20 protein-coding genes are annotated in these 22,260 nt (G+C 61.4%); 10 read left to right on the top strand and 10 right to left on the bottom strand.

Features of this window, described 5'->3' with window-relative positions:
* Entirely contained in the window at positions 1–774 is a 774-nt protein-coding gene (gene hbdH, locus AC07XZ_RS04495; protein ID WP_102686080.1) for a 3-hydroxybutyrate dehydrogenase, read from the top strand.
* Between the two features lie 63 nt (positions 775–837).
* Positions 838–2,793: an acetoacetate--CoA ligase gene (locus tag AC07XZ_RS04490; RefSeq protein WP_102686079.1), complete on the top strand. Its 1,956-nt coding sequence runs from the start codon at positions 838–840 to the stop codon at positions 2,791–2,793.
* A gap of 6 nt (positions 2,794–2,799) precedes the next feature.
* On the opposite strand, the gene AC07XZ_RS04485 is transcribed toward AC07XZ_RS04490, so the two are convergent.
* Positions 2,800–3,909, bottom strand: coding sequence for a PilT/PilU family type 4a pilus ATPase (locus AC07XZ_RS04485; RefSeq protein ID WP_085745512.1), 1,110 nt, complete (start codon positions 3,907–3,909; stop codon positions 2,800–2,802).
* Positions 3,910–4,034: 125 nt separating this feature from the next.
* On the opposite strand from AC07XZ_RS04485, the gene AC07XZ_RS04480 reads away from it, so the two are divergent.
* Both AC07XZ_RS04480 and AC07XZ_RS04475 read left to right on the top strand, forming a co-directional pair.
* Entirely contained in the window at positions 4,035–6,572 is a 2,538-nt protein-coding gene (locus tag AC07XZ_RS04480; RefSeq protein ID WP_102686078.1) for a PAS domain-containing hybrid sensor histidine kinase/response regulator, read from the top strand.
* Between the two features lie 50 nt (positions 6,573–6,622).
* Positions 6,623–6,898, top strand: a complete 276-nt coding sequence (locus AC07XZ_RS04475) for a peptidylprolyl isomerase (RefSeq protein WP_007952044.1) — start codon at positions 6,623–6,625, stop codon at positions 6,896–6,898.
* A 49-nt stretch (positions 6,899–6,947) separates the two neighbouring features.
* Here AC07XZ_RS04475 and AC07XZ_RS04470 read toward each other — a convergent pair whose 3' ends face one another.
* From AC07XZ_RS04470 to AC07XZ_RS04430, 9 genes are all read right to left on the bottom strand, one after another.
* Positions 6,948–7,883: a sugar kinase gene (locus tag AC07XZ_RS04470; protein WP_102686077.1), complete on the bottom strand. Its 936-nt coding sequence runs from the start codon at positions 7,881–7,883 to the stop codon at positions 6,948–6,950.
* Positions 7,883–9,103: an amino acid deaminase gene (locus AC07XZ_RS04465; RefSeq protein WP_102686076.1), complete on the bottom strand. Its 1,221-nt coding sequence runs from the start codon at positions 9,101–9,103 to the stop codon at positions 7,883–7,885. The genes AC07XZ_RS04470 and AC07XZ_RS04465 overlap by 1 nt, the downstream gene beginning before the upstream one ends.
* A 39-nt stretch (positions 9,104–9,142) precedes the next feature.
* Positions 9,143–9,907: an IclR family transcriptional regulator gene (locus tag AC07XZ_RS04460; RefSeq protein WP_011334479.1), complete on the bottom strand. Its 765-nt coding sequence runs from the start codon at positions 9,905–9,907 to the stop codon at positions 9,143–9,145.
* A 242-nt stretch (positions 9,908–10,149) separates the two neighbouring features.
* Positions 10,150–10,539, bottom strand: a complete 390-nt coding sequence (locus tag AC07XZ_RS04455) for a RidA family protein (protein WP_007912330.1) — start codon at positions 10,537–10,539, stop codon at positions 10,150–10,152.
* A gap of 31 nt (positions 10,540–10,570) precedes the next feature.
* The gene (locus tag AC07XZ_RS04450) at positions 10,571–11,368 is read right to left on the bottom strand and encodes an amino acid ABC transporter ATP-binding protein (protein ID WP_102686075.1); all 798 of its coding nucleotides are present in this window, start codon (positions 11,366–11,368) and stop codon (positions 10,571–10,573) included.
* Positions 11,365–12,027 carry an amino acid ABC transporter permease gene (locus tag AC07XZ_RS04445; protein ID WP_102686074.1) on the bottom strand — a complete coding sequence of 221 codons (663 nt, stop codon included), beginning with the start codon at positions 12,025–12,027 and terminating at the stop codon, positions 11,365–11,367. Before AC07XZ_RS04445 ends, AC07XZ_RS04450 begins: the two co-directional genes overlap by 4 nt.
* A gap of 9 nt (positions 12,028–12,036) precedes the next feature.
* Positions 12,037–12,699 (bottom strand): amino acid ABC transporter permease, encoded by a 663-nt coding sequence (locus AC07XZ_RS04440; protein WP_007960243.1) that lies wholly within the window; start codon positions 12,697–12,699, stop codon positions 12,037–12,039.
* A 51-nt stretch (positions 12,700–12,750) separates the two neighbouring features.
* Positions 12,751–13,599, bottom strand: coding sequence for a transporter substrate-binding protein (locus AC07XZ_RS04435; protein WP_102686073.1), 849 nt, complete (start codon positions 13,597–13,599; stop codon positions 12,751–12,753).
* Positions 13,600–13,872: 273 nt separating this feature from the next.
* Positions 13,873–14,019 (bottom strand): hypothetical protein, encoded by a 147-nt coding sequence (locus AC07XZ_RS04430; RefSeq protein WP_240871899.1) that lies wholly within the window; start codon positions 14,017–14,019, stop codon positions 13,873–13,875.
* 202 nt (positions 14,020–14,221) lie between these two features.
* Here AC07XZ_RS04430 and AC07XZ_RS04425 point away from each other — a divergent pair, with 202 nt between their 5' ends.
* The 6 genes from AC07XZ_RS04425 (at position 14,222) to AC07XZ_RS04400 (ending at position 22,257) form a co-directional block, all read left to right on the top strand.
* A complete protein-coding gene (locus tag AC07XZ_RS04425; RefSeq protein WP_102686072.1) occupies positions 14,222–14,653 on the top strand; it encodes a thioredoxin family protein in 432 nt (143 codons plus the stop codon).
* A gap of 175 nt (positions 14,654–14,828) precedes the next feature.
* Positions 14,829–14,993, top strand: coding sequence for a hypothetical protein (locus tag AC07XZ_RS04420; protein ID WP_158247720.1), 165 nt, complete (start codon positions 14,829–14,831; stop codon positions 14,991–14,993).
* Complete coding sequence (gene nfrB / locus AC07XZ_RS04415; RefSeq protein ID WP_085745503.1) at positions 14,990–17,164, top strand: cyclic di-3',5'-guanylate-activated glycosyltransferase NfrB; 2,175 nt, start codon at positions 14,990–14,992, stop codon at positions 17,162–17,164. The genes AC07XZ_RS04420 and nfrB overlap by 4 nt, the downstream gene beginning before the upstream one ends.
* Positions 17,161–20,319, top strand: coding sequence for an NfrA family protein (locus AC07XZ_RS04410; RefSeq protein ID WP_102686071.1), 3,159 nt, complete (start codon positions 17,161–17,163; stop codon positions 20,317–20,319). The genes nfrB and AC07XZ_RS04410 overlap by 4 nt, the downstream gene beginning before the upstream one ends.
* Entirely contained in the window at positions 20,319–21,197 is an 879-nt protein-coding gene (locus tag AC07XZ_RS04405) for a DUF4434 family protein (RefSeq protein ID WP_102686070.1), read from the top strand. Before AC07XZ_RS04410 ends, AC07XZ_RS04405 begins: the two co-directional genes overlap by 1 nt.
* Positions 21,181–22,257 carry a GGDEF domain-containing protein gene (locus tag AC07XZ_RS04400; RefSeq protein WP_102686069.1) on the top strand — a complete coding sequence of 359 codons (1,077 nt, stop codon included), beginning with the start codon at positions 21,181–21,183 and terminating at the stop codon, positions 22,255–22,257. Before AC07XZ_RS04405 ends, AC07XZ_RS04400 begins: the two co-directional genes overlap by 17 nt.
* The last annotated feature ends 3 nt before the right edge of the window (positions 22,258–22,260 follow it).

The following is a 22,260-nucleotide window of genomic DNA, read 5'->3' as shown; positions in this document are numbered from 1 at the left end:
ATGACGACTCTTTATGGCAAGACCGCAATGGTTACCGGCTCCACCAGCGGCATCGGGCTGGGCATCGCCCTGACGCTGGCCAAGGCCGGCGCCAACCTGATCCTCAACGGTTTTGGCGACGCCTCCAAGGTGATCGCCGAAGTCGAGCAGTACGGCGGCAAGGTCGGCCATCACCCGGCGGACGTCAGCGACCCGGCGCAGATCGCCGACATGATCGCCTATGCCGAGCGCGAGTTCGGCGGCGTGGACATTCTGGTCAACAACGCAGGCATCCAGCACGTCGCGGCGGTGGAAGAATTTCCGGTAGAGCGCTGGGATTCGATCATCGCGATCAACCTGTCGTCGGTGTTTCACAGCACTCGCCTGAGCCTGCCGGGCATGCGCGCCAAGGGATGGGGGCGGATCGTCAACATCGCCTCGGTGCACGGCCTGGTCGGCTCCACCGGTAAAGCTGCGTATGTGGCGGCCAAGCATGGCGTGATCGGCCTGACCAAGGTGGTCGGCCTGGAAACCGCCGCCAGCAACGTGACCTGCAACGCGATCTGCCCGGGCTGGGTGCTGACGCCGCTGGTGCAGAAACAGATCGACGATCGCGCAGCCAAGGGTGTCGACCCGCAGCAGGCGCAGCACGATCTGCTGGCCGAGAAACAGCCGTCGCTGGAGTTCGTCACCCCGGCACATCTGGGTGAGCTGGTGTTGTTTCTGTGCAGCGAGGCCGGCAGCCAAGTGCGTGGTGCCGCGTGGAATATCGATGGCGGGTGGCTCGCGCAATAAGCTTGCAATTGATCGCTCCCACGCTGTCGTGGGAGCCTTCTGACCAACAATAAGAGGCAAACCATGTCCGACATTCTCTGGCAGCCCGATGCCAAACGCATTGCCCGGTCCCGCATGGACGGCTTTCGGCACTTCATCAATCAACGCCATCACCTGCACCTCGACGATTACCCGGCCCTGCATCAATGGTCCATCGACCAGCGCGAAGCGTTCTGGCAGGCGATCGTGGATTTCTTCGGCATCAGATTTCACACCCAACCGGACGCCGTTCTGCGTGGAGGCCTGAAAATGCCGGGTGCCGAATGGTTTCCCGGCGCCACGTTGAATTTCGCCGAACACCTGTTGAGCCGACGCGACGATGCCATCGCCGTGATCGCTATCGGGGAAAACGGCCAGCGTGAGCTGCTGACCTGGGCCGAACTGGCCCAGCAAGTCGCCGGTTTTCAGGCCAGCCTGCAAGCGGCCGGCGTCGTGGTCGGCGACCGGGTTGCCGCCTGCATGCCCAACACCTGGCAAACCCTGGTGGCGATGCTCGCGACCACCAGTCTCGGCGCAATCTGGTCGTGCTCATCGCCGGACTTCGGCACCCACGGCGTGATCGACCGCTTTGGCCAGATCGAACCGAAAGTGCTGATCACCTGCGCCGGTTACCGCTATGCCGGCAAAGAGATCGACCAGACCGTCAAGATCAATGAAATCCTCGAACAACTGCCGACCTTGCAGCAGTTGATCATCGTGCCCTACGCGCGACCTCAGGCCCATGCCACGGATTACCGGACACCCGCCAACGTCACGCTGTGGGACGACTTCTATGAACCGGGCGATGAGCCGCAGTTCGTCCCGGTGCCGTTCGATCATCCGCTGTACGTGCTGTATTCCAGCGGCACCACCGGCGTACCGAAGTGCATTGTTCACAGCACCGGCGGCGTGTTGCTGCAACACGCCAAGGAGCACGGGCTGCATGTCGACCTGGGCCCCGGCGACCGTCTGTTCTACTACACCACCTGCGGCTGGATGATGTGGAACTGGCTGGTCTCGGCACTAGCGGTCGGCAGCGCGGTGGTGCTGTATGACGGCTCACCGTTTTATCCGGACAACGAGCGATTGCTGGAGCTGCTCGACGACGAGCAGGTCAGCGTGTTCGGCACCAGCCCGAAATTCCTCGCGACCCTGGAAAGCAGCGGCATCAAGCCGCGCGAAAGCTACGACCTGAGCCACCTGAAAACCCTGCTTTGCACCGGCTCCGCGCTGTCGCCGCAGAGTTATGACTTCGTTTATCGCGACTTCAAACCGGACGTGTGCCTGTCCTCGATGTCCGGTGGTACGGACATCGTGTCCTGCTTCGTCAACGGTAACCCGATGTCGGCGGTTCGCCGGGGCGAGATCATGGGCAAGAGCCTGGCCATGGCGGTGGAAGTGTGGAATGACGCCGGGCAACCGGTGATCGGCGAAAAAGGTGAATTGGTATGCACTCGACCATTCCCGGCGATGCCCATCGGACTCTGGAACGATCCCGATGGCGAAAAGCTGCGCAAATCCTATTTCAGCCAGTTCCCCGGCGTCTGGGCCCAGGGTGACTATGCCGAACAACTGCCCCACGGCGGGATGCTGATTCACGGCCGCTCCGACGCTGTGCTCAACCCCGGCGGCGTGCGCATCGGCACGGCGGAGATCTACCGGCAGGTGGAAAAAGTCCCGCAAGTGCTGGACAGCGTCGCCATCGGCCAACAGTGGCAGGACGACGTGCGCGTGGTGCTGTTCGTACGCCTCAAGGATGGCCTAACGCTGGATGAGGCACTGCAACAGCAGATCCGCCAGGTGATCCGCGCCAACACCACACCGCGCCATGTGCCGGCGAAGATCGTCGCGGTCACTGACATTCCGCGCACCATCAGCGGCAAGGTGGTGGAGCTGGCCGTGCGCAATGTGGTGCACGGTGATCCGGTGAAAAACACCGATGCCCTCGCCAATCCGCAAGCGCTTGAGCAGTTTCGCGACCGGGTCGAACTTCGCGACTGAAGCCTGTCAGTCCATCAGTCCCCATTCGCCGGTCGAGGGCGGTGGGGACGGCATGGTGTCGGCGTGCAGCTTCAGACGCAGGCGCAGGTTATTCACCGAATCAGCATTTTTCAGGGCCTCGTCTTCATCGATCACCCCTTCTGCTACCAGCGCGAACAGTGCACCGTCAAAGGTCTGCATGCCCAGTTCCGCCGATTTTTCCATGATGGTTTTCAGCTCACCAAAATCATTGCGCCGGATCAGGTCGGCAATCGTCGGCGTGCCCAGCATCACCTCGGCGGCGGCCCGTCGCTGACCGTCCCGGGTTCGCACCAGACGCTGGGAGACGAACGCCTTGAGGTGATTGCCCAAGGCATGCAGCAATTGCGGGCGGCGCTCTTCGGGAAAGAAATTGATGATCCGGTCCAGCGCCTGATTGGCGTTGTTGGCGTGCAATGTCGACAGCACCAGATGCCCGGTTTCGGCGAAGGCCAGCGCATGTTCCATGGTCTCGCGATCACGGATTTCGCCGATCAGCACCACGTCCGGGGCCTGGCGCAGAGTATTTTTCAGCGCAGCGTGAAAGCTGCGGGTATCGACCCCGACTTCGCGCTGGTTGATGATTGATTTTTTGTGGCGATGGATGTATTCCACCGGGTCTTCAATGGTGATGATGTGCCCGCTGCTGTGGCGATTGCGATGGTCGATCAGCGCCGCCAGCGACGTCGACTTGCCCGAGTCGGTGGCGCCGACGAACAGGATCAGGCCTTGCTTGAGCATCACCGAATCGAGCAATACCGGCGGCAGTTTCAAATCTTCGAATCGCGGAATGTCGAGTTTGACGTTACGAATAACGATCGACACGTCATTGCGTTGTTTGAAGATGTTGACCCGGAAGCGGCCGATCCCGGTGCGGGAAATCGCCAGGTTCATTTCCAGATCCCGGTCGAACTCCCGTCGTTGTTCGGCGTCCATCAGGGAGACCGCGATACTGGCCACCTCACCGGGTTTGAAGGGCTGCTCGCTCAAGGGCGTGAGCACCCCGTCGAACCGCGCACTGGGTGGTGCGCCCGTGGACAGGAACAGATCCGAACCGTGGCGGCTCGCCAGTTGTTTGAGCAATGCATCGATTTCCATGGCCAAAAGCACCTGCGAAGCTTTCAATGAACACAAGACCGCGCCGTGACGCGACGTGCCTTACAGCGTCTACCGCACTAGGATAGTAGACGCCGCCTCACCGACCGACGCCCAGGATTGATGTGATGAACGCTGTACCGAACACCAACGACGCCCAGGCATTGATTGCCCGCACCGACTGGAGCCGCAGCCCGCTGGGCGCCGCTGGCACCTGGCCACAGAGCCTGCGCACCGCGGTGGACATCGTGATTCACTCGCCGATGCCGATGCTGCTGTTGTGGGGCCCGCAACTCACCCAGATCTATAACAACGGCTTTGCACTGCTCGCCGGGAGCAAGCATCCGCACGCTTTCGGACAACCGGCGCACCAGATATGGCCGGAACTTAGAGACTTTACCGACCCGATTTACAGCGCCGTCCTACAAGGCCAGGTGCGAACCTACAGCGAACGGCGCTTTACCCTGCAACGGGACGGCCAGGACTCCGACTTCTGGCTGGACCTGACCTACAGCCCGATCCGCGACGAAAGCGCGCAAGTGGCCGGGATTCTGGTCACCGCCATCGAAACCAACGAACGCCGGCGCATCGCCCTGGAACTGCAGCAGCGCTCCGAAGACAGCCTCAAGGCCCAACGCGAAAGCGAAGAGCGCCTGCAACTGGCGCTGGCGGCCACCGATGCGGTCGGCACCTGGGATTGGGACATAGGCGAAGACCGCTTCATCGCCGATGCGCATTTCGCCCAGTTGCACGGTGTCGATCCGGCCCTGGCCGGTCAGTTGCCGATCAGCGAGTACCTGCACGGCGTGCACCCCGAAGACCGCGCTATGATCGCCCGCAGTATCAAGCATTGCATTACCCACGGCACCGAATACGCTGAGGAATACCGCCTGCTGCAAGCCAATGGCGAGCTGCGCTGGGTGTTCGCCCGCGGGCGCTGCTACAAGGATCATCACGGCCGGCCGATACGTTTTCTCGGCGCGGCGCTGGACCTGACCGAACGCAAGCACACCGAACAGGCACTGCGGCAAAGCCAGACCGAGCTGCAACTGATCATCAACGCCATGCCGATCCTGATCAGCTATGTCGACCACGAAGAACGCTTTCGCCTGAACAACGCCGCGTACCTCGACTGGTACGGGCTCACGCCGCAAGAGCTGTACGGTCGCACGATCCGCGAAGTGATCGGCGAAGAGGCCTATTTCCTGCGGGCGCCGTACATCGCCGAAGCCCTCGCCGGCCGCCCTTGCTCGTTCAGCCTGTACACGCCGCACCGCGACGGCAGCCAGCGGCACGCCTTGATGAACTACCTGCCGCGTCACGGCGCGGACGGTGCGGTAAACGGTTTCTACATCTTCGTGATCGACGAAACCGAACGCAAAAAGACCGAAGAAGCCCTGCGCAACCTCAATGAAACTCTTGAGGAACGCGTCAGTGCGCGCACCGAACAACTGGCCCAGGCCAACCAGCGCTTGCAGAACGAAATGTTCGAACGCGAGCGCGCCGAAGATGCCTTGCGCCACGCGCAGAAAATGGAAGCGGTCGGCCAGCTCACCGGCGGCATCGCCCATGACTTCAACAACATGCTGACCGGCATCATCGGCAGCCTCGACCTGATGCAGCGCTACATCGCCAATGGCCGCGCCGATGAGATCGGCCGTTTCACTGACGCGGCGGTGTCCTCGGCCAACCGCGCGGCGGCACTGACCCACCGTCTGCTGGCGTTCTCCCGGCGTCAGTCGCTGGATCGCAAGACCCTCGACGTCAACGAGCTGATCCACTCGCTGGAAGACCTGATCCGCCGTACCAAGGGTGATCCGATCGAACTCAAGTTGCGCCTGGCCGACAATGTATGGCCGGTCAGCACCGATGTCAGCCAACTGGAAAACGCCCTGCTCAACCTGGTGATCAACGCCCGCGACGCCATGCCCGACGGCGGCGAGCTGTTGATCGAAACGGCCAACGTCTACCTCGACGGCAACGACATCACTACCCTCGAACCGGTCAAGGCCGGTGATTACCTGATGCTGGCGGTGAGCGACAACGGCACCGGCATGACGCCTTCAGTACGTTCCAAAGCGTTCGATCCGTTCTTTACGACCAAACCCATCGGGCAAGGCACCGGGCTCGGCTTGTCGATGATTTATGGCTTTGCCCAGCAATCGGGTGGGCACGTCAGCCTCGACAGCCTGCCGGGTCAGGGCACCTGCGTGCGCCTGTACTTGCCGCGCTTGTATGCACTGGAAGCGGAGCTGCCGGCAATCGAAGCGGTTGCCGAGGCCCCCGCTGTGGCGACCGGCGAGACCGTGGTGGTGGTCGAGGACGATCCGGCGGTGCGCATGCTGGTCATGGACCTGCTCAAGGAGCTGGGTTATCGCGCCCATGAAGCCGAAGACGCCAAGGGCGCCCTGCCGTTGCTCGAATCGGATCTGCGGGTTGACCTGCTGGTGACCGACGTCGGCCTGCCGGGCATGAACGGCCGGCAAATGGCGGAGATCGCCCGCCAGCATCGTCCGGGGCTCAAGGTGTTGTTCATGACCGGTTACGCGCAGAAAGCCGCCGAGCGCCAGGGCTTCCTCGAAGACGGCATGGACATGGTCGCCAAACCGTTTTCCATCGAACAGCTGGCCGGCAAGATCCGCACGATGATCAGCCAAAACCCGTGACTTGAGGCATAATCCGCGCCCCGCCGTCACCCCGCTACAGGTATTGCACGATGAAAGCCCAAGCCCGCCACATTCTGGTGAAGACCGCCGAAGAGGCTGAAAAACTCAAACAACGCATCGCCAACGGTGAGGCGTTCGATGTGCTGGCGAAGAAATTTTCGACTTGTCCGTCCGGCAAGCGCGGCGGCGATCTGGGTGAAGTACGGCCGGGGCAGATGGTCGGTGCGATCGATGCGGTGATCTTCAAAAAACCGCTGCGCACCGTGCACGGGCCGATCAAGAGCAAGTTCGGGTATCACCTGGTACAGGTGTTTTACCGCGACTGATCCAGTGCCCTGAAGGCGCGGCTTTCGGCAGCGCCTTCAGGGATCGGCATCAATCCCTGGGGATCAACGCCCCAGGCACTTGAATGACCTGACTGGCCAAGCGATGCCCCGCCTCCGCCGCCTGCACAGGGCTTGCGCCCGACAAGCGACTCGCCAGATACGCCGCACTGAACGAATCCCCCGCTGCCGTGGTGTCCACCACCTTCTCGACCTTCTGCGCCGGGACTTCGAACGCTTCCCCGGCGCAACGGATCAGACAGGCTTCAGCGCCACGCTTGAGCACCACTTCCGGCGTGCCGATCTGCGCGTACGCTTCAAACACCGCATCACAGTCCTCGAAATGGAACAGCGCCTGCTCGTCGTCCACCGTCAGCAACGCCAGATCGACATGGGGCAACACGCTGCGATACGCCGCCCGCGCCTCTTCCACCGAAGCCCACAGGCGTGGGCGGTAGTTGTTGTCGAAGACGATTCGCGCGTCACGCTGACGGGCTTCGATCAAGGTCTCGATCAGTTTTTCCCGCCCCTGCGCACCGAGTACCGCCAGCGTGATACCGCTGAAATACAGCACGTCGTAATCCGGCAGCGCCGCCAGAATCGGCGCGGCCGTCGGCGTGGTGAAGCAGTCGCGAACGGCGGCTTCGTTGCGCCAGTACAGAAAACGACGTTCGCCGGCGGCGTCGGTCTGGATGCAATACAGACCCGGCAGACGACCGGGTAAACGCTGGACCAGATCCAGACCAATGCCTTCGTCGGCCCAACTGCGGCACATCGCGTCACTGAAGCTGTCATCACCCAGCGCCGTGACGTAATCGACCTGCGCGTTGTCGCCCATGGCGCGGGACAGATAGACCGCCGTGTTCAGCGTGTCACCGCCGAAGCTCTGTTGCAGGCTGCCATCGGCACGTTGCTGGAGTTCGATCATGCATTCGCCGATCAGGGCGATGCGCGGGGTGTTCGGACCCAATGCACTGAGCGTGTTCATCAGAAGCAGGTTTCCATGGTTTCGATCACGGACAGCTGCTCGTCCACCAGCAGCCCTACGCGCCATTTGTCGAAGGTCAGGCACGGGTGCGAAGTGCCAAAGGAAATGATGTCGCCGACGCGCAATTCCACGCCCGGCGCCACGGTCATGAACGCGTGCTGGTCCATCACCGCCGTCACCTTGCAGGCGCCGACATCGTCGCCCACTGCCGGCAGCACGCCGGCCTTGTAACGCAGCAACGGCACCGGCATCCCGGCATCGAACGCCACGTCACGCTTGCCCAGGGCAATCACCGCGAAGCCCGGCTCCGGCAGCGACTGCACGTGCGCCCAGACTTCCAGCGCCGGGCGCAGGCCTTCGTGCAGATCGCTGCGACGGTCGAGTACGCAGCACTGCGCTTCTTTATAGATGCCATGGTCGTGCGCCACGTAACTGCCAGGGCGCAACACGCTGAGGAAACGCCCGCCAGCGTTCTGCGGTTCGAACGATTCGGCGATCAGGTCGTACCAGGCCGAACCCGACGCGGTGATGATCGGCTTGGCGATGGCGAACGCGCCGCTGTCCTGCAACTGCACCGCCAGGCGCACCAGCGAGGCGGCGAACTCACGGATGCCGCTGACCGCGTGATCGCCATGGATCACGCCTTCGTAACCTTCGATGCCGGTCAGGGCCAGCGCCGATTGCGCGCCGATGGCCTTGGCCAGTTCGATGACTTCCTGCTCGCTGCGGCAACCGCAACGGCCGCCGACCACGCCGTATTCGATCATCACGTTAAGCCGCACGCCGCGCGATGCGAAATAAGCGCCCAGATCGGCGACGTTGTCCGGGTGATCGACCATGCAATAGAAATCGAAGCCGGAATCGGCCGCCAGCAGATCGGCGATCAGCGCCATGTTCGGTGTGCCGACCAGTTGGTTGGCCATCAGCACCCGGCGCACGCCGTGGGCGTATGCAGCGCGGGTCTGGGTGGCGCTGGCCAGGGTGATGCCCCAAGCGCCGGCGTCGAGCTGACGACGAAACAGCGCCGGGGTCATGCTGGTCTTGCCGTGGGGCGCGAGTTCGGCGCCGCTGTCGCTGACGAATTTCTGCATCCAGCGGATGTTGTGTTCCAGCGCTTCGCGATGCAGCACCAGCGCCGGCAGGCTGATGTCACGCACCAGTTGCGCGCCGACGGCGGCATCGCCCTTTTCCACGGCAGCAGTGTTGTTGGCAGTCGTCATGGTCGAACTCCTCACAGTCGCGCCCGCAGGCAGGCGCGGTTATTCGTTGATTCGCCGGGCGAGGCTGTTGGCGCTCTCGATCAAGACCCGGCGATAGTCGTTGTAATTGTTCTTGGCATCGGCGCGCGGGGCGACGATGCACAGGGTGCAGATGGCCACGCCTTGAGGGTCTTTGACCGGGGCGGCGAAGCAATGGGTGAAGGTGTCGGCGACACTGTCGAAGGAGAAGAAACCGTCGATGCCGGCCTGACGGATTTCCGCCAGAAACGTCTCCATCGGCAGGCGTTCGCCATCCGGCAGGATGAAATCGTCGGGATCGATCAGATCGCTGATCTGCTGATCGCTCAAGTGCGCCAGCAGCAGGCGACCGGAGGCGGTCCACGGGATCGGCGCGTTTTCACCGATATCGGAAGAAATGCGGAAGTGCCGCTCGCCCTCCTTCATCAGCGCCACCGTGTATTTGCGCCCGTTGAGCAGGCACATCTGCGCGGTTTCCCGGGTCTGGCTGACGATCTCCTGCAAGGCGTGATCGGCTTCGCGACTGAGGTCGAAATGGCGCAAGTGCGCCTGGCCAAGGAAGTACAGCTGACGACCGAGATAGACGTGACCGTCCTTGCCCACCGGCTCCAGAATCCGCCGCTCGAGCAATGACGCCACTAGCTCGTAGACCGTGGATTTCGGGCTGCCGATGCCGTTGGCGATGTCGTTCGGACGCAGTGGCTGGCCGATCTCCTTGAGGAAATCGAGGATATCGAACGCCCGGTCCAGACCGCGTGCCCGGCGCTTGATGGTGTCTTCGGTCATTTCTGTGGTTCCCTTAAAAGATGCCGGGATGGTAACTGGCCCTTGGCGTTGTGTCAGTTGGATCGCAGCCCTCACCCCCCGCCCTCCCGAAACGTCGGACCGCCCGGAGGGAGAGGGAGCCTGACCGTATCGATGCAAATGCCATCGTCTGGCACAACAATCTGCATCGATAGAGATCAGTCCCCTCTCCTGGGGGAGAGGGCTAGGGTGAGGGGGCTATGGCCTCAGCGACGCCACATCACTCAGGCCTTCTTCTTGTACGCAATGCAGTCGATCTCGACCTTGCAGTCGACCATCATGCTCGCCTGCACACAGGCCCGGGCCGGTGCGTGTTCGGGCTTGAAGTACTCGCCGAAGACCTTGTTGAAACTGCTGAAATCCCGCGGATCGTCCAGCCACACGCCGGCGCGTACCACGTCTTCCAGGCCATAACCGGCCTCTTCGAGAATCGCGATCAGGTTCTTCATGGTCTGGTGCGTCTGCTCGACGATGCCGCCCACAATGATCTCGCCATCCACCGCCGGCACCTGCCCGGAAACGTGCAGCCAGCCATCTGCCTCAACAGCGCGGGCGAATGGACGTGGCTGGCCGCCAGCGGCGGTGCTGCCGGTGCCGTAACGAGTAATGCTCATGGGTGTTTCTCCTGATTGAAAAAGTGAAAAGTCAGAACCGCGTGCTTTTGAGAAATTCCGCCAGCCGCGGCGATTGAGGACGCTCGAACAGTTCCTTGGGAGGCCCCTGCTCTTCGATGCGCCCCTGATTCATGAAAACGATCTTGTCCGAGACCTCGAACGCAAAACGCATTTCGTGGGTCACCAGCAACATGGTCATGCCGTCCTCGGCCAGGCCCTTGATCACGTTCAGCACTTCGCCGACCAGTTCCGGGTCGAGGGCCGAGGTGACTTCGTCGAACAGCATCAGGCTCGGGTTCATCGCAATCGCCCGGGCAATCGCCACGCGCTGCTGCTGACCGCCGGACAACTGGCCGGGAAAGTGATTGCGCCGCTCCAGTAGGCCGACCCGCTCCAGCCATTTCTCGGCCAGGACCACGGCTTCGTCCTTGTGCATCTTTTTGACTTTCAGCAAGCCGAGCGTGACGTTCTGCAACGCGGTGAGGTGCGGGAACAGGTTGAATTGCTGGAACGCCATGCCGGTCATCGCACGATGACGGGCAATGACTTTTTCCGGGTGGCGCACGCGCTTTCCGTTGAGTTCGTCATAGCCGATGGATTCGCCATCGAGCAGGATCTGCCCGCCCTGGAATTCCTCCAGCATGTTCACGCAGCGCAGCATCGTGGTCTTGCCCGAGCCGCTGGAGCCGATCAGCGTCACCACGTTGCCGCGCTGCATGCTCAGGTCAACGCCCTTGAGCACTTCGACCGCGCCGTATTGTTTGTGCAGGCCACGGATGTCCAGCAGGAGCTGACCGTTCTGGACGTTGGAAACTTGAGCTTGAGTCATGGCAGGGCCACCCGCTTTTCAATGTGCCGGCCGAGTAATTCGATGCCGTAGTTGATGACGAAGAACAGAAAACCGGCGAACAGGTAAAACTCCAGGGTCATGAACGTCCGGGCGATGATCTGCTGGGTGCTGAGCAACAGCTCGGCCACGCCGATCACCGACAGCAAGGTCGAGGCCTTGACGATTTCGGTGGACGAATTGACCCAGGTCGGCAGGATCTGCCGCAGTGCCTGAGGCAACAGGACGTAACCAAGGGACTGATAGAACGTCAGGCCGATGGCCTTGCCGGCTTCCATCTGCCCGCGTGGCAACGCCTGCAACGCACCGCGCACGATCTCGGCAACGTGGGAGCCGCAAAACAGCGTCAGCCCCAAGGCACCCGCCTGAAACGCACTGATCTGCCAACCGAGCGCCGGTGCCATGTAGAAGCACGCCAGCACCAGCACGAACACCGGGGTGCCGCGAATCAGGTCGACATAAAAACGGAACGGCGCGCGCATCCAGAACTTGCCGTAGGTCAGCACCAGCCCGGCGAATACGCCGATAAACGTGCCGAACAGAATCGCCAGCGCCGACACCTGCACGCTGGTCAGAAAGCCTTGCCACAAGGCTTCGCGGGCAATCCACAACTCATGCAACCAACTGGGGGATTCGTACATCGCAGCCTCCTATCGGCGGATCGCCAGACGCTGCTCGAGGTAACGCAGCAGCATGGCAATGAGGTAACAGGCCGCGACATACAACGCCGTGGTCACCAGCCAGGTTTCGATCACCCGGTAGCTTTCGACGTTGATCTTGCGCGCGTAATAGGTCAGCTCCGGCACCGCGATCGCGGCGGCCAGCGAGGTGTCCTTGAACAGCGAAATGAAGTTGTTCGACAGCGCCGGCAGCACGTTGCGCAACATCACCGGCACGGTGACGTAGGCTTTCACCTGCCACTCGCCCAGACCGATAGCCAGCCCCGCTTCGCGCTGGCCCTTGGGAATGCTCAGCAAACCGCCGCGGAACACTTCGGTCAGGTACGCCCCGGCATACAGCGAAAGCGTGATGATGAACGACGGGATCTTGTCCAGCCGGATTCCCAGGCTTGGCAACGCAAAGTAGATCAACAGAATCAACACCAGAATCGGCGTGTTACGGATCACCGTCACATACACCGATGCCAGCACCCGCAAGGCGCGATGCCTGGACAGCAAGGCAAACGCCATCAGCAGGCCGATCACGCAGCCGATGGCGATCGACACCAGCGCCAGTTCGAGGCCCAGACCGAGCCCCGCCAGCAAGGTGTCGAAATCGCGCCACACGGCGGCAAAGTTCAACTGATAGTTCATGGTCGGCAGTACCTTGAGCGGGGCGCATCAGGGCGCCCCACTCTCACGGGATCATTTGAATTCGACAGGGAAACCGATGGCCGGCGATGGCAGATCCACGCCGAACCATTGCTTGAACGACGCGGCATAAGTCGGGAACTCGACGCCGGTCATGGCCTCATGAAGGGCGGTGTTGACGAAGTTCAGCCAGTCCTGATCGCCACGTTTGACGGCGCACGCGTAGGTCTGCGGGCTCCAGGCGTACGTCGGGCTGCGGTAGCGGCCAGGGTTCTGCACCATCAGGTATTTGACCGAAGACTGGTCGGTGGCGGCGGCATCGGCGCGACCGGAGTTCACCGCCTGGTACATAAGATCAACGCTGTCGTACTGATCGACCTTGGCCTTGGGCAGCGCCTGATGCACCAGCTCCTCGGCGTACACGTTCTGCAGCACGGCCACGGTCACGCCGTCACCACCGGCCTGCAGGTCTTCGATTTCCTTGTATTTGCTGTTGTTCGGCAGCAGCAGGCCGACGCCTTCGCGGTAGTACGGCAGGGTGAACGCCACTTGCTGCGCACGGCTGGCGGTGACGGTGATGAACTGGCAGCTCATGTCGACCTTGTCGGTCAGCAGGTTGGGAATCCGCGCATCGGAAGACTGCACAACAAACTCGACCTTGCTCGGGTCGTTGAACAGACCTTTGGCGACGATCCGGGCGATGTCGATATCAAAGCCCTGCAACTTGCCGTCCGCGCCCTGGAAGTGCCACGGCGCATTGGTGCTGCCGGTGCCCACAATCAGTTTTCCACGGGCCAGGACGCTATCGAGCTTGCTGTCAGCCGCCTGGGCCATACCCACGACAGCGGACGAAGCCGCGAGAACAAAAACACACGCTTTGAACAAGGAAGGTCGGCGATGCATGGCAAGCACTCCAGGAAGTTGTTTATTCCGCTATACCGGAACACGGTTTGTTACTACGGAATAGACAGCAGAAAGTGTGCCACAGGATTCGCGGGGAATCTGCAATGGATTGAAAATTCTGAGGAATCAAAGAGATATGTAAAAAGAAAAAATAGAGGAACAGTGAGAGAGCGGAGCGTGCGCTACCGTTGGCTACAACAATGCGGGTAGCAGGTTCCCAGTCGGTGCACGGGTGATCGATTCAGGGGCAGTGTTTATTTCCGAGAACCAACCTCAAAGGTCGTCTATCGAAACTTTTATGGTCGGATCATTTTCCCACTCCTTGCAGAGAGCTATCAGCTCCAGATCCTCAAGGCGATTCATAAGCTCCTCATCAGTTTGTACTACGGAAACTGCTTTAAAACCTGCGTCGCTGCCCATCAGGAGCTCCTTTGATAAATGTCTGAAAACGATACCAGCTGCTTGGCCTTTGCGGACCTGAGTCTTCTGAGGGAATGCTCTTGCATCAAAGTAGGACGAAATCATCCTTTGTAGGACCTACCTGTAATTTCTGACAGTAGACCGCCGTTTTGCCCTGCTTTAACGTCAAAGGCCTTCCAGACTCATTGATCAGGAGGCTCCAATGAGAACCCGTCCCCCCCACACAACGTTGCACCCCGCCTACCGCAAAGTGTTGAAGGGATGGCGTCCAGTGATTCTGTATTTCTACAGCGAGCACTGCGGTGCCTGTACCTATGCCAGCCCGGTTTTTCGTGAAATCGCGGAGCCTTATCGACTTCGGGCGAACATCTACATGCTCGAAGCGGAAAAGTCGCCCAATATTTCTCATGTCGACGGATTCCCTACGGTGCTTTTCTTTCAGGACGGGAAACTGCGGAAAAAACTCAAAGGCATTGGAGATGAAAGATCCCTTCATGAGCATTTCGCCGAACACATCGGCAAGGTGAAAGCACCCGCCACTTGCCGCAAACCCCGACACACCCTCTCCTGGCTGCACCACACCCTCAGCACCCTCTGCACCATCCCCCGCGCAAAACGATGGAACTTTTCCTGAAAGTGCCACCTAAGAGCCATCATGAAATGGCACCGTCGTTCCAATTGATCTGTAACAACTAGCCTCGAAGCCGGATTGGACAAGCTCCCATCCGGCTGCTTTTCTTTATTTCTCAGAAAGAGATAAGTGCTGCCGGCCCTTTGGCCGCGGCCTTGCTTCGTCCCAGGAGGGGTCAATGTCCTTTAATGTCATGATGGTTTTCGGTACTCGCCCGGAGGCCATCAAAATGGCCCCGCTGGCCCGGGTTCTGCGTCAGTGGCCCGACATCACACTCAACATCTGTTCCAACCGCCTCTACGCCTGGCTGAGCGCACGCTCGGCGGCGGGTAAAGGGGTATGAGTCTGGGGTGGGTCGATTTTTTCGCGTATGTGCTGTTCGGTCTCAAATATGTGGCGATTGCCCTCGCCCTGTTGATGTTCATCCTCGGCCTCGATGACCTGTTCATCGACCTCGTTTACTGGAGCCGCAAATTCATCCGGCGCTGGCGGATCTACGAGAAATTCAAGCGTGCCGACGAGGAACGCCTGTATTCGATTCCCGAGAAACCGCTGGCAATCATGGTGCCGGCGTGGAACGAAGTCGGCGTGGTCGGTGAAATGGCGCGTCTGGCCGCCTCGACCATCGACTACGAGAACTATCAGATTTTCGTCGGCACCTACCCCAACGACGCCGAAACCCAGGCCGATGTCGACGCGGTCTGCCAGCACTACCCCAACGTGCACAAAGTGGTGTGCGCCCGCCCCGGCCCGACCAGCAAGGCCGACTGCCTGAACAACATCATCGACGCGATCCTGCGCTTCGAGAGCGAGGCGAAAATCCAGTTCGCCGGGTTCATCCTGCACGACGCCGAAGACGTGATTTCGCCGATGGAATTGCGCCTCTACAACTACCTGTTGCCGAACAAGGACCTGATCCAGATACCGGTCTACCCCTACGCGCCGGAGTGGAAAGGCTTCACCGCCGGGCACTACGTCGATGAGTTCGCCGAGAACCACGGCAAAGACGTCATCGTCCGCGAAGCCCTCACCGGCCAGGTGCCCAGCGCCGGCGTTGGCACTTGCTTCAGCCGTAAAGCCATCAGCGCCCTGCTGGAAGACGGCGACGGCATTGCCTTCGATGTGCAGAGTCTCACCGAGGACTACGACATCGGTTTCCGCCTCAAACAGAAAGGCATGAAATGCATCTTCGCCCGTTATTCGGTCAGCGATCCGAAACTGGCGTTGGAGCAACCCTGGGTGTTCGGCATGAACCGCGAATTCTCCCAGGTGATCTGTGTCCGGGAACACTTCCCACGTGACTTGCAACACGCAATCCGGCAGAAATCGCGGTGGATTGTCGGCATCGTGTTCCAGGGCACCAAGAACCTCGGCTGGAGCCGCAAGGGTCTTCTCAACTACTTCCTGTGGCGCGACCGTCGCGGGCTGATCGCCTACCTGCTGAGTTTTTTGGTGAACCTGCTGTTCCTGGTACTGCTGGCGATGTGGGCGGTGACGATCATTTCCCCGGACTCTTGGCGCTACCCCTCGATTCTCGCCGACAGCTCGCTGCTCTCAGTGCTACTGTGGCTCAACGGCCTGATGCTGCTCAACCGCCTGTTCCAGCGCGGCTGGTTCGTCACTCGTTACTACGGATTGGTTGAAGGTCTGCTGTCAGCGCCGCGCATGATGTGGAGCAACTTCGTCAATTTCTTCGCCAACCTGCGCGCCTTGCGTCAGGTCATGGAAATGGGCGATTCGCGGCGTGTGGCCTGGGACAAAACCACTCACGAATTCCCGGCGCTGACCAAGGCCCAGCGCACTCCACTTGGCCATCGGCTGGTGGAAAAAGGCCTGCTTACCGAAGAGCAACTGGAAGCGGCGATCACCAGCCCGGTACGCCGGCGCCTCGGGCGCGAACTGCTGTTGCGTGAATACATCAACAGCACCCAACTCGTGCAAACCCTGGCCGAACAGCTTGATCTGGAATGGGCGCCACTCAATCCGTTCAAGCTCGACAAGCGCCTGATCGATGCCGTACCGCGCCGGGTCGCCTCCCATTACGGCATTTTGCCGGTGGCCGAAGAAGGCGACACCCTGATTCTGGCCTCCGAAGGCCCGGTCAGTCAGGTCTCGCTCGGCGCCATCAGCCGTCAATTGAAACGCCCGGTGCGCAGCCGTCTCGCACCTCAGGGCCGAGTCACATTGGGGATTCGTTACTGGTACGCCAGCCCCCGCCAGAATGAGGAAGTGCGTCATATGCTCGAAGTGCTTGAGCGCCATCAGGACGATGAAGCCCTGCTGGAACGGGTCAGCCGCCATCAAGTGCTGCTGGGCAATCTGTTGCAGGTGCGCGGCATGGTTCCGCCGACCCTGTTCAATCAGGCGCTGATCGACTTCGATGCCGAGAAGATGTCACTCGGTGAACACCTGATTTCCCGGGGCATGATTACCCAGGAAGTACTGGAACAGGCCCTGGCCGATCAGGCCAGCGAACAGCAAGCCGCCTACCGCATTGTCCGGGAGGTCGCATGAAGCCTGTGCATCGTCAAACCTTGCTGATGGGCAGCCTGCTGCTGGGCCTGAGCACCGCGTATCCGCTGCAGGCTGCACCGCTGAGCGACTTTGAACAGTTCCGCAGCTACCCCTACATGGACCGCAGCTATCGCGAGGCGAAAAAGGGCAACTGGAAAGAAGTCGAACGACTGATGCGCCACTTGCTGGAAAAGGTCCCGAAAAACGATGAGGCGCGGGCACTGCTGGTGGAGTCCCTGGCCAATCAACGCCGTTACAAGGAAGCGCTGCAAGCATTGCCGGACAACAGCGATGCCCTGCTCGACCTGCGCCTGACCTGGATCGAACAGGATCCGCCGACCAGCACGCAAGTTGAAAGCTGGATGGCCACCAGCAGCCTGAATGACCGTGTGCGTCTGTGGCAGGCCTACAGCCTGAGCCTGGCCAAGTTCGGCGGCGCGGCCAAGGCCCATGACTGGTTGGCACAACTGGCGCCCAAGGGTGACGACAACATCTTGCGCCTGGCCCGCGCCAACTGGTCGGAGCAACTGCGCGACTGGAGCGGCACCATCGACCAACTGGCGCCGCTGGCCGCACGCAAACAACTGGACGCCGAAGGCTGGCAACGGCTGGCCAACGCTTACGTGCAGCGTCTCGATGAAAAGCCGCTACAGCAACTGCTGCAACAGGCGCCGAGTCCCGAGGCCGCACGCAACATTCGCCTGGCGATGGTCGACCGCGCCATCGCCATGGGCCACGAGCAACAGGCCCAACGCTGGATGCAGTCGTTGCCGGCCAGCGATCTCGCCGATCCGGCGCAACGTCAGCGTCTGTGGGAACTGGCACGCAAGACCGAAGACGTGCCCACCGTGCAGCGTCTGAGCAACGATCTGCAACGGCCTTGCCTGGAAACCGCGGAATGGCTGTCGCGCCAGGATCCGGAAGCCGCGCTCAAGCAACTGCGCAGCTGCCCGCCGACCGACGACCCACAGACCTGGCTGGTACTCGCCCAGCGCCTGCAAGCCACGGATCTATTGCAAAGCACCCGTCTACCGGAGCCTTGGGACAGTCGACGACAAACACAGGTGCTCGACATCTGGCAGGAGCAAGGTCGCAGTGCCGAAGTCAACGCCTGGCTGGCCGGTCAGAAACAGACGCCCGATATCGTCAAGCGCCGTGCGGAACTGACGCAGCGCATGGGACGGATGATCGAAGCGGAGACCCTGTGGGAACTGCATTACCGACAGACCGACAATCTTTCCTCGCTCAATCAGGCCACCTATCTTGCGGTAAATGCCGGTGATCGGGCGCACGCTCAACAGTTGCTGGAATCTGCGTTCGATCGTCATAACGGGCGTTTGCCGGCGACGGCGTTGCAGCGTCTGGCCGGCTTGTATGCCGCAGCGCCCTCCACGACGCCGGAGCAACAGCGACGCATGGCGCTCCTGCTCAACCGGGTGGACGGTGCCACGCGCGGCCAACTGCTCGCGCAACTTGCGGAGACCGGCCAGTGCGACGCCGTGCAGCAAGCCATCGGCAGCCACCCGCAAGCGGCTGGCGATTACCGCGCGCTCGGTCGCTGCGCCATGCCTGATCGCCCGGGTGAAGCCGTCGTCTATTACCAGCAGGCTGAAAAGCTCGGCGATCGCGGCAGTCGTCTGCCGCTGGCCTATGCCCTGGAAGCGGCCGGTGATTCTGCCGGTGCACTGACGATCTGGCGCAGCATCCCGACCGCCGAACTCAGCGACAACGCGCGTCTGACAGCCAGTCGCAGCGCCCTGAATGTTGGTGACAGCCAGACCGCCGAAACCTACTGGCAACAGAGCACCACTCGCGGTGCCAATGAATGGGCCCTCGGCGCAGCCATCGCCGACGCACGGGGTGATCACGCCCAGGCACTGCAACGTCAGCGCCAGGCCCTGCAGCAGGCACCGGATGCCGGCCACTTCTACGCCGCGTCGGTCACCGCGCAAAAGGCCGGTGACCTGCCGCAAAGCACTGCATGGCTGGCCGAAGCGGTACGCCGCGAGCCGAACAATCCGCGTTATCGCGCCGACTACGGCATGCGTCTGGCCGGCGCCGAAACCCGCGAAGAACGCGCCACGGCGATTCCGTATCTGCAACAGGCCACCCGCGATTTCCCCGAGGATTACCGCCTCGGCGAAACCCTGGCCTGGCGCTACGACGAAGTCGAAGACAGCGCCTCCGCGCGCAAGGAACTGCGCCGGGTGATCGATCTGGAGCAGAACCCGGTGGCGGCCGATGGCGAAGACGGCAGCATGGAGGCCCGCCGTTATCGCCAGCGCCGCGCCCATGAAACCTTGTCACGGCGTGACAGCCGGACGATTGCCAGCACCTGGTCGCCGGCCGGGATCTCGACCAACGACTTCGTGCGCCCGGACGACAGCAAAGGTTCACGCCGTCGCTCGGATTCGCAGAATGTGCAATTGGCAATGTGGGACCACGCCCTGGGCGAAGAACCAAGCCGCGCCGGCAGCACGCTGTCGGTGTACGGACGTGTCTTGCTGGGCGGACAAGGTCGCTCAAGTTACGCCGAGTCCCTCGCCGCCGGTGTCGGCCTGCGCTACAAACCGTGGGGCACACAGAACATCAACTTCTACGGCGAGATCTACAAGCAGAGCCAGTTCGACGATGACGACAGTCACAGCCTGAGCCTCGGCCAGATGCTGGTGCCGGAAAAGCTGTTCGATCAGGTCAACGATCACCGCAAGGACGGTCACACCACCACTGATTACCTGCTACGCGCCACCGCCTCGTTCCTCGATCAGGGCAAGTACCGCAACGACTGGCGGGTCGACGAAAACGATTGGGACGAGCGTTTTCTCTATCTTGATGCTGCGTGGTGGACCAAGGCCGGCGATCACCAGTGGCTGTCGCGATTCCAGCAAGGTCACGCCTGGAAACTGCCGTTCAGTGGAGCCCAGACGATCATGCCTTACGGCTTCCTCGAGTTTGCCAGCCAGGACCCGAGCAACGACTGGCGCCAGGACCTGCGCACCGGTGTCGGTCTGCGCTGGCAATGGTGGTACGACGAGGATCGCTACAACGCCTACCGTTCGAAACTGACGGTTCGCACCGAATATCAACAGTCGCTGGGCGGCAATCTGTATGAAGGCGGCAACGGCGTGCTGCTGGGCGTGGAGTGGAATTTCTGATGGCTCGATGGATGTTGTGTTTGTGCCTGCTGATGAGTGCCACTGTCGCCAAGGCCGACGAGCGTGTCTTCTATCAGCCGCTGAATGTCGATGCCGGCCTGACCCAGGCGCAGTGGCAGAAAGTCTGGCAAGACACCGCGAAACAAGGCACGCGTACCGTGATCGTCCAGTGGACGGCTTATGGTGACTCGGACTTCGACGGCGCCAATGGCTGGCTCGCCAACAGCCTGAAACTCGCTCAGCGGGAAGGTCTGCAACTGGTGCTCGGCCTGGCGATGGACCCGGCCTACTACAAACGCATCGATGAACTGGACAGCGCCGGTCTCGGCGCTTACTGGCAGGCACAACTGGGCCAGTCACTGGCTCAGCAGCAGAAGCTCCGTCGGGACTGGAAGCTGCCGGTCAACGGCTGGTATCTGCCGCTGGAGCTGGACGACCTGCACTTTCTGGCGGCAGATCGACGGGCCACACTTCAGCGCCAATTGAAGGACTTTGCCGCGAAGCTGGATGCGCCGCTGCATGTCAGCGCCTTCAGTGCCGGCAAGCTGGCCCCGGCGGTCAACGGTCAATGGTTGGGCGAATTGACGGCGGCGGGTGCGCAGGTCTGGTGGCAGGACGGCGCGGGCACCGGTCGTTTGTCACCGCTGGTGCGCAACGGTTATGCCAGTGCACTGCCCTGCTCCGTGGGGATCGTGCGCGAAGCCTTCCGGCAGGTCAGCCGCGAGGGCGAGCCCTTCCGTGCCAAGCCGGCCAACCCGGATGCGACCTCGACCGGCTGCCATCAGAACGCGGTGTTTTCCCTGCGCTATCGACCGTGGGGCTCGGTCATCCTCGACAACCAACGCAAGCATCCGGGCAGCAATGTACAAAACCATTGAAGACGAAGTCCTGAAGAAGACCGCGCCCGCCGAACTGTGGAGCGAGTTCATCCAGCATGAATTCGAGCGGCTGCATTCGTTCTGCCTGTTGATCTACCTGGCGAGCATCGGCATCTGGCTCGCCTTCGACCTGATCGTCAGCTTCATCGGCAATCAGGGATTCACCTGGCGTTCGATGGTGTTCATCGCGGCCTTTGCGATTCTTGCTGTGGTGTTGATGTTCACCCGCAAGGCTCGACACTTCGACTGGCTGAACCTGACATTCGTGGTGATCATCACACTCGGCATCCGAATGGTGATCGACGGCCTGCCGCCGACCTTTCATGGCATCTGGCTGGTGCTCGCCGCAGCCACTACGTTGTACAGCGCCTCGGTACTGCCGCTCAGCCGCTGGTCGTTCTTCGGTGCCCAGGCCATCACCTGGCTGGTGCTCAATCCGTTCATGAACACCGGTATCAACCTGCTGGAACTCAAAGGCGTGATGACCATCGCGTACGCCGTGTTTCTCTGCGGGTTGACGATCTATACGTTTTTGAAGCTGCGCGAGGCCAAGCTCTACAACTACATCATGTCCAAGCTGTTGCTGGATCAGGCCTACAACGACACCCTCACTGAAATCCCCAACCGCCGCTCGTTCATGACCCGCGCCGGAAAAACCCTGCAAGCCGTGCCGCGTGAGCATGACCACTACCTGGCGATGATCGACATCGACAACTTCAAGAAAGTGAATGATGTGTACGGCCATGACATCGGCGATGAGGTGCTCAAGCGCATCGCGGCGGACATCAAAGCGGTGATGGCACCGTTTGAGTACGCGCGACTGGGTGGCGAGGAGTTTGCGATCTATCTGGCCGGTGTGCGCCGCGAGGATGTCGAGGCGCTGGCCGGGAAATTGTGCCGGGTGGTGCGCGAGCAACCGACCCGGCACCCGGTGACCATCAGCATCGGTCTGGCCCGGGTCGAAGATGGCGACACCCTCAACCAGGCACTGATCAAGGCCGATGAAGCACTGTACGAGTCAAAGCATTCCGGCAAGGACCGGTACACCTTTCATCAGTGAGGC

This window comes from Pseudomonas sp. GW458-11-26-14-LB4 (genome assembly GCF_059423925.1).
This window is presented reverse-complemented; position numbering and strand designations above follow the sequence as displayed.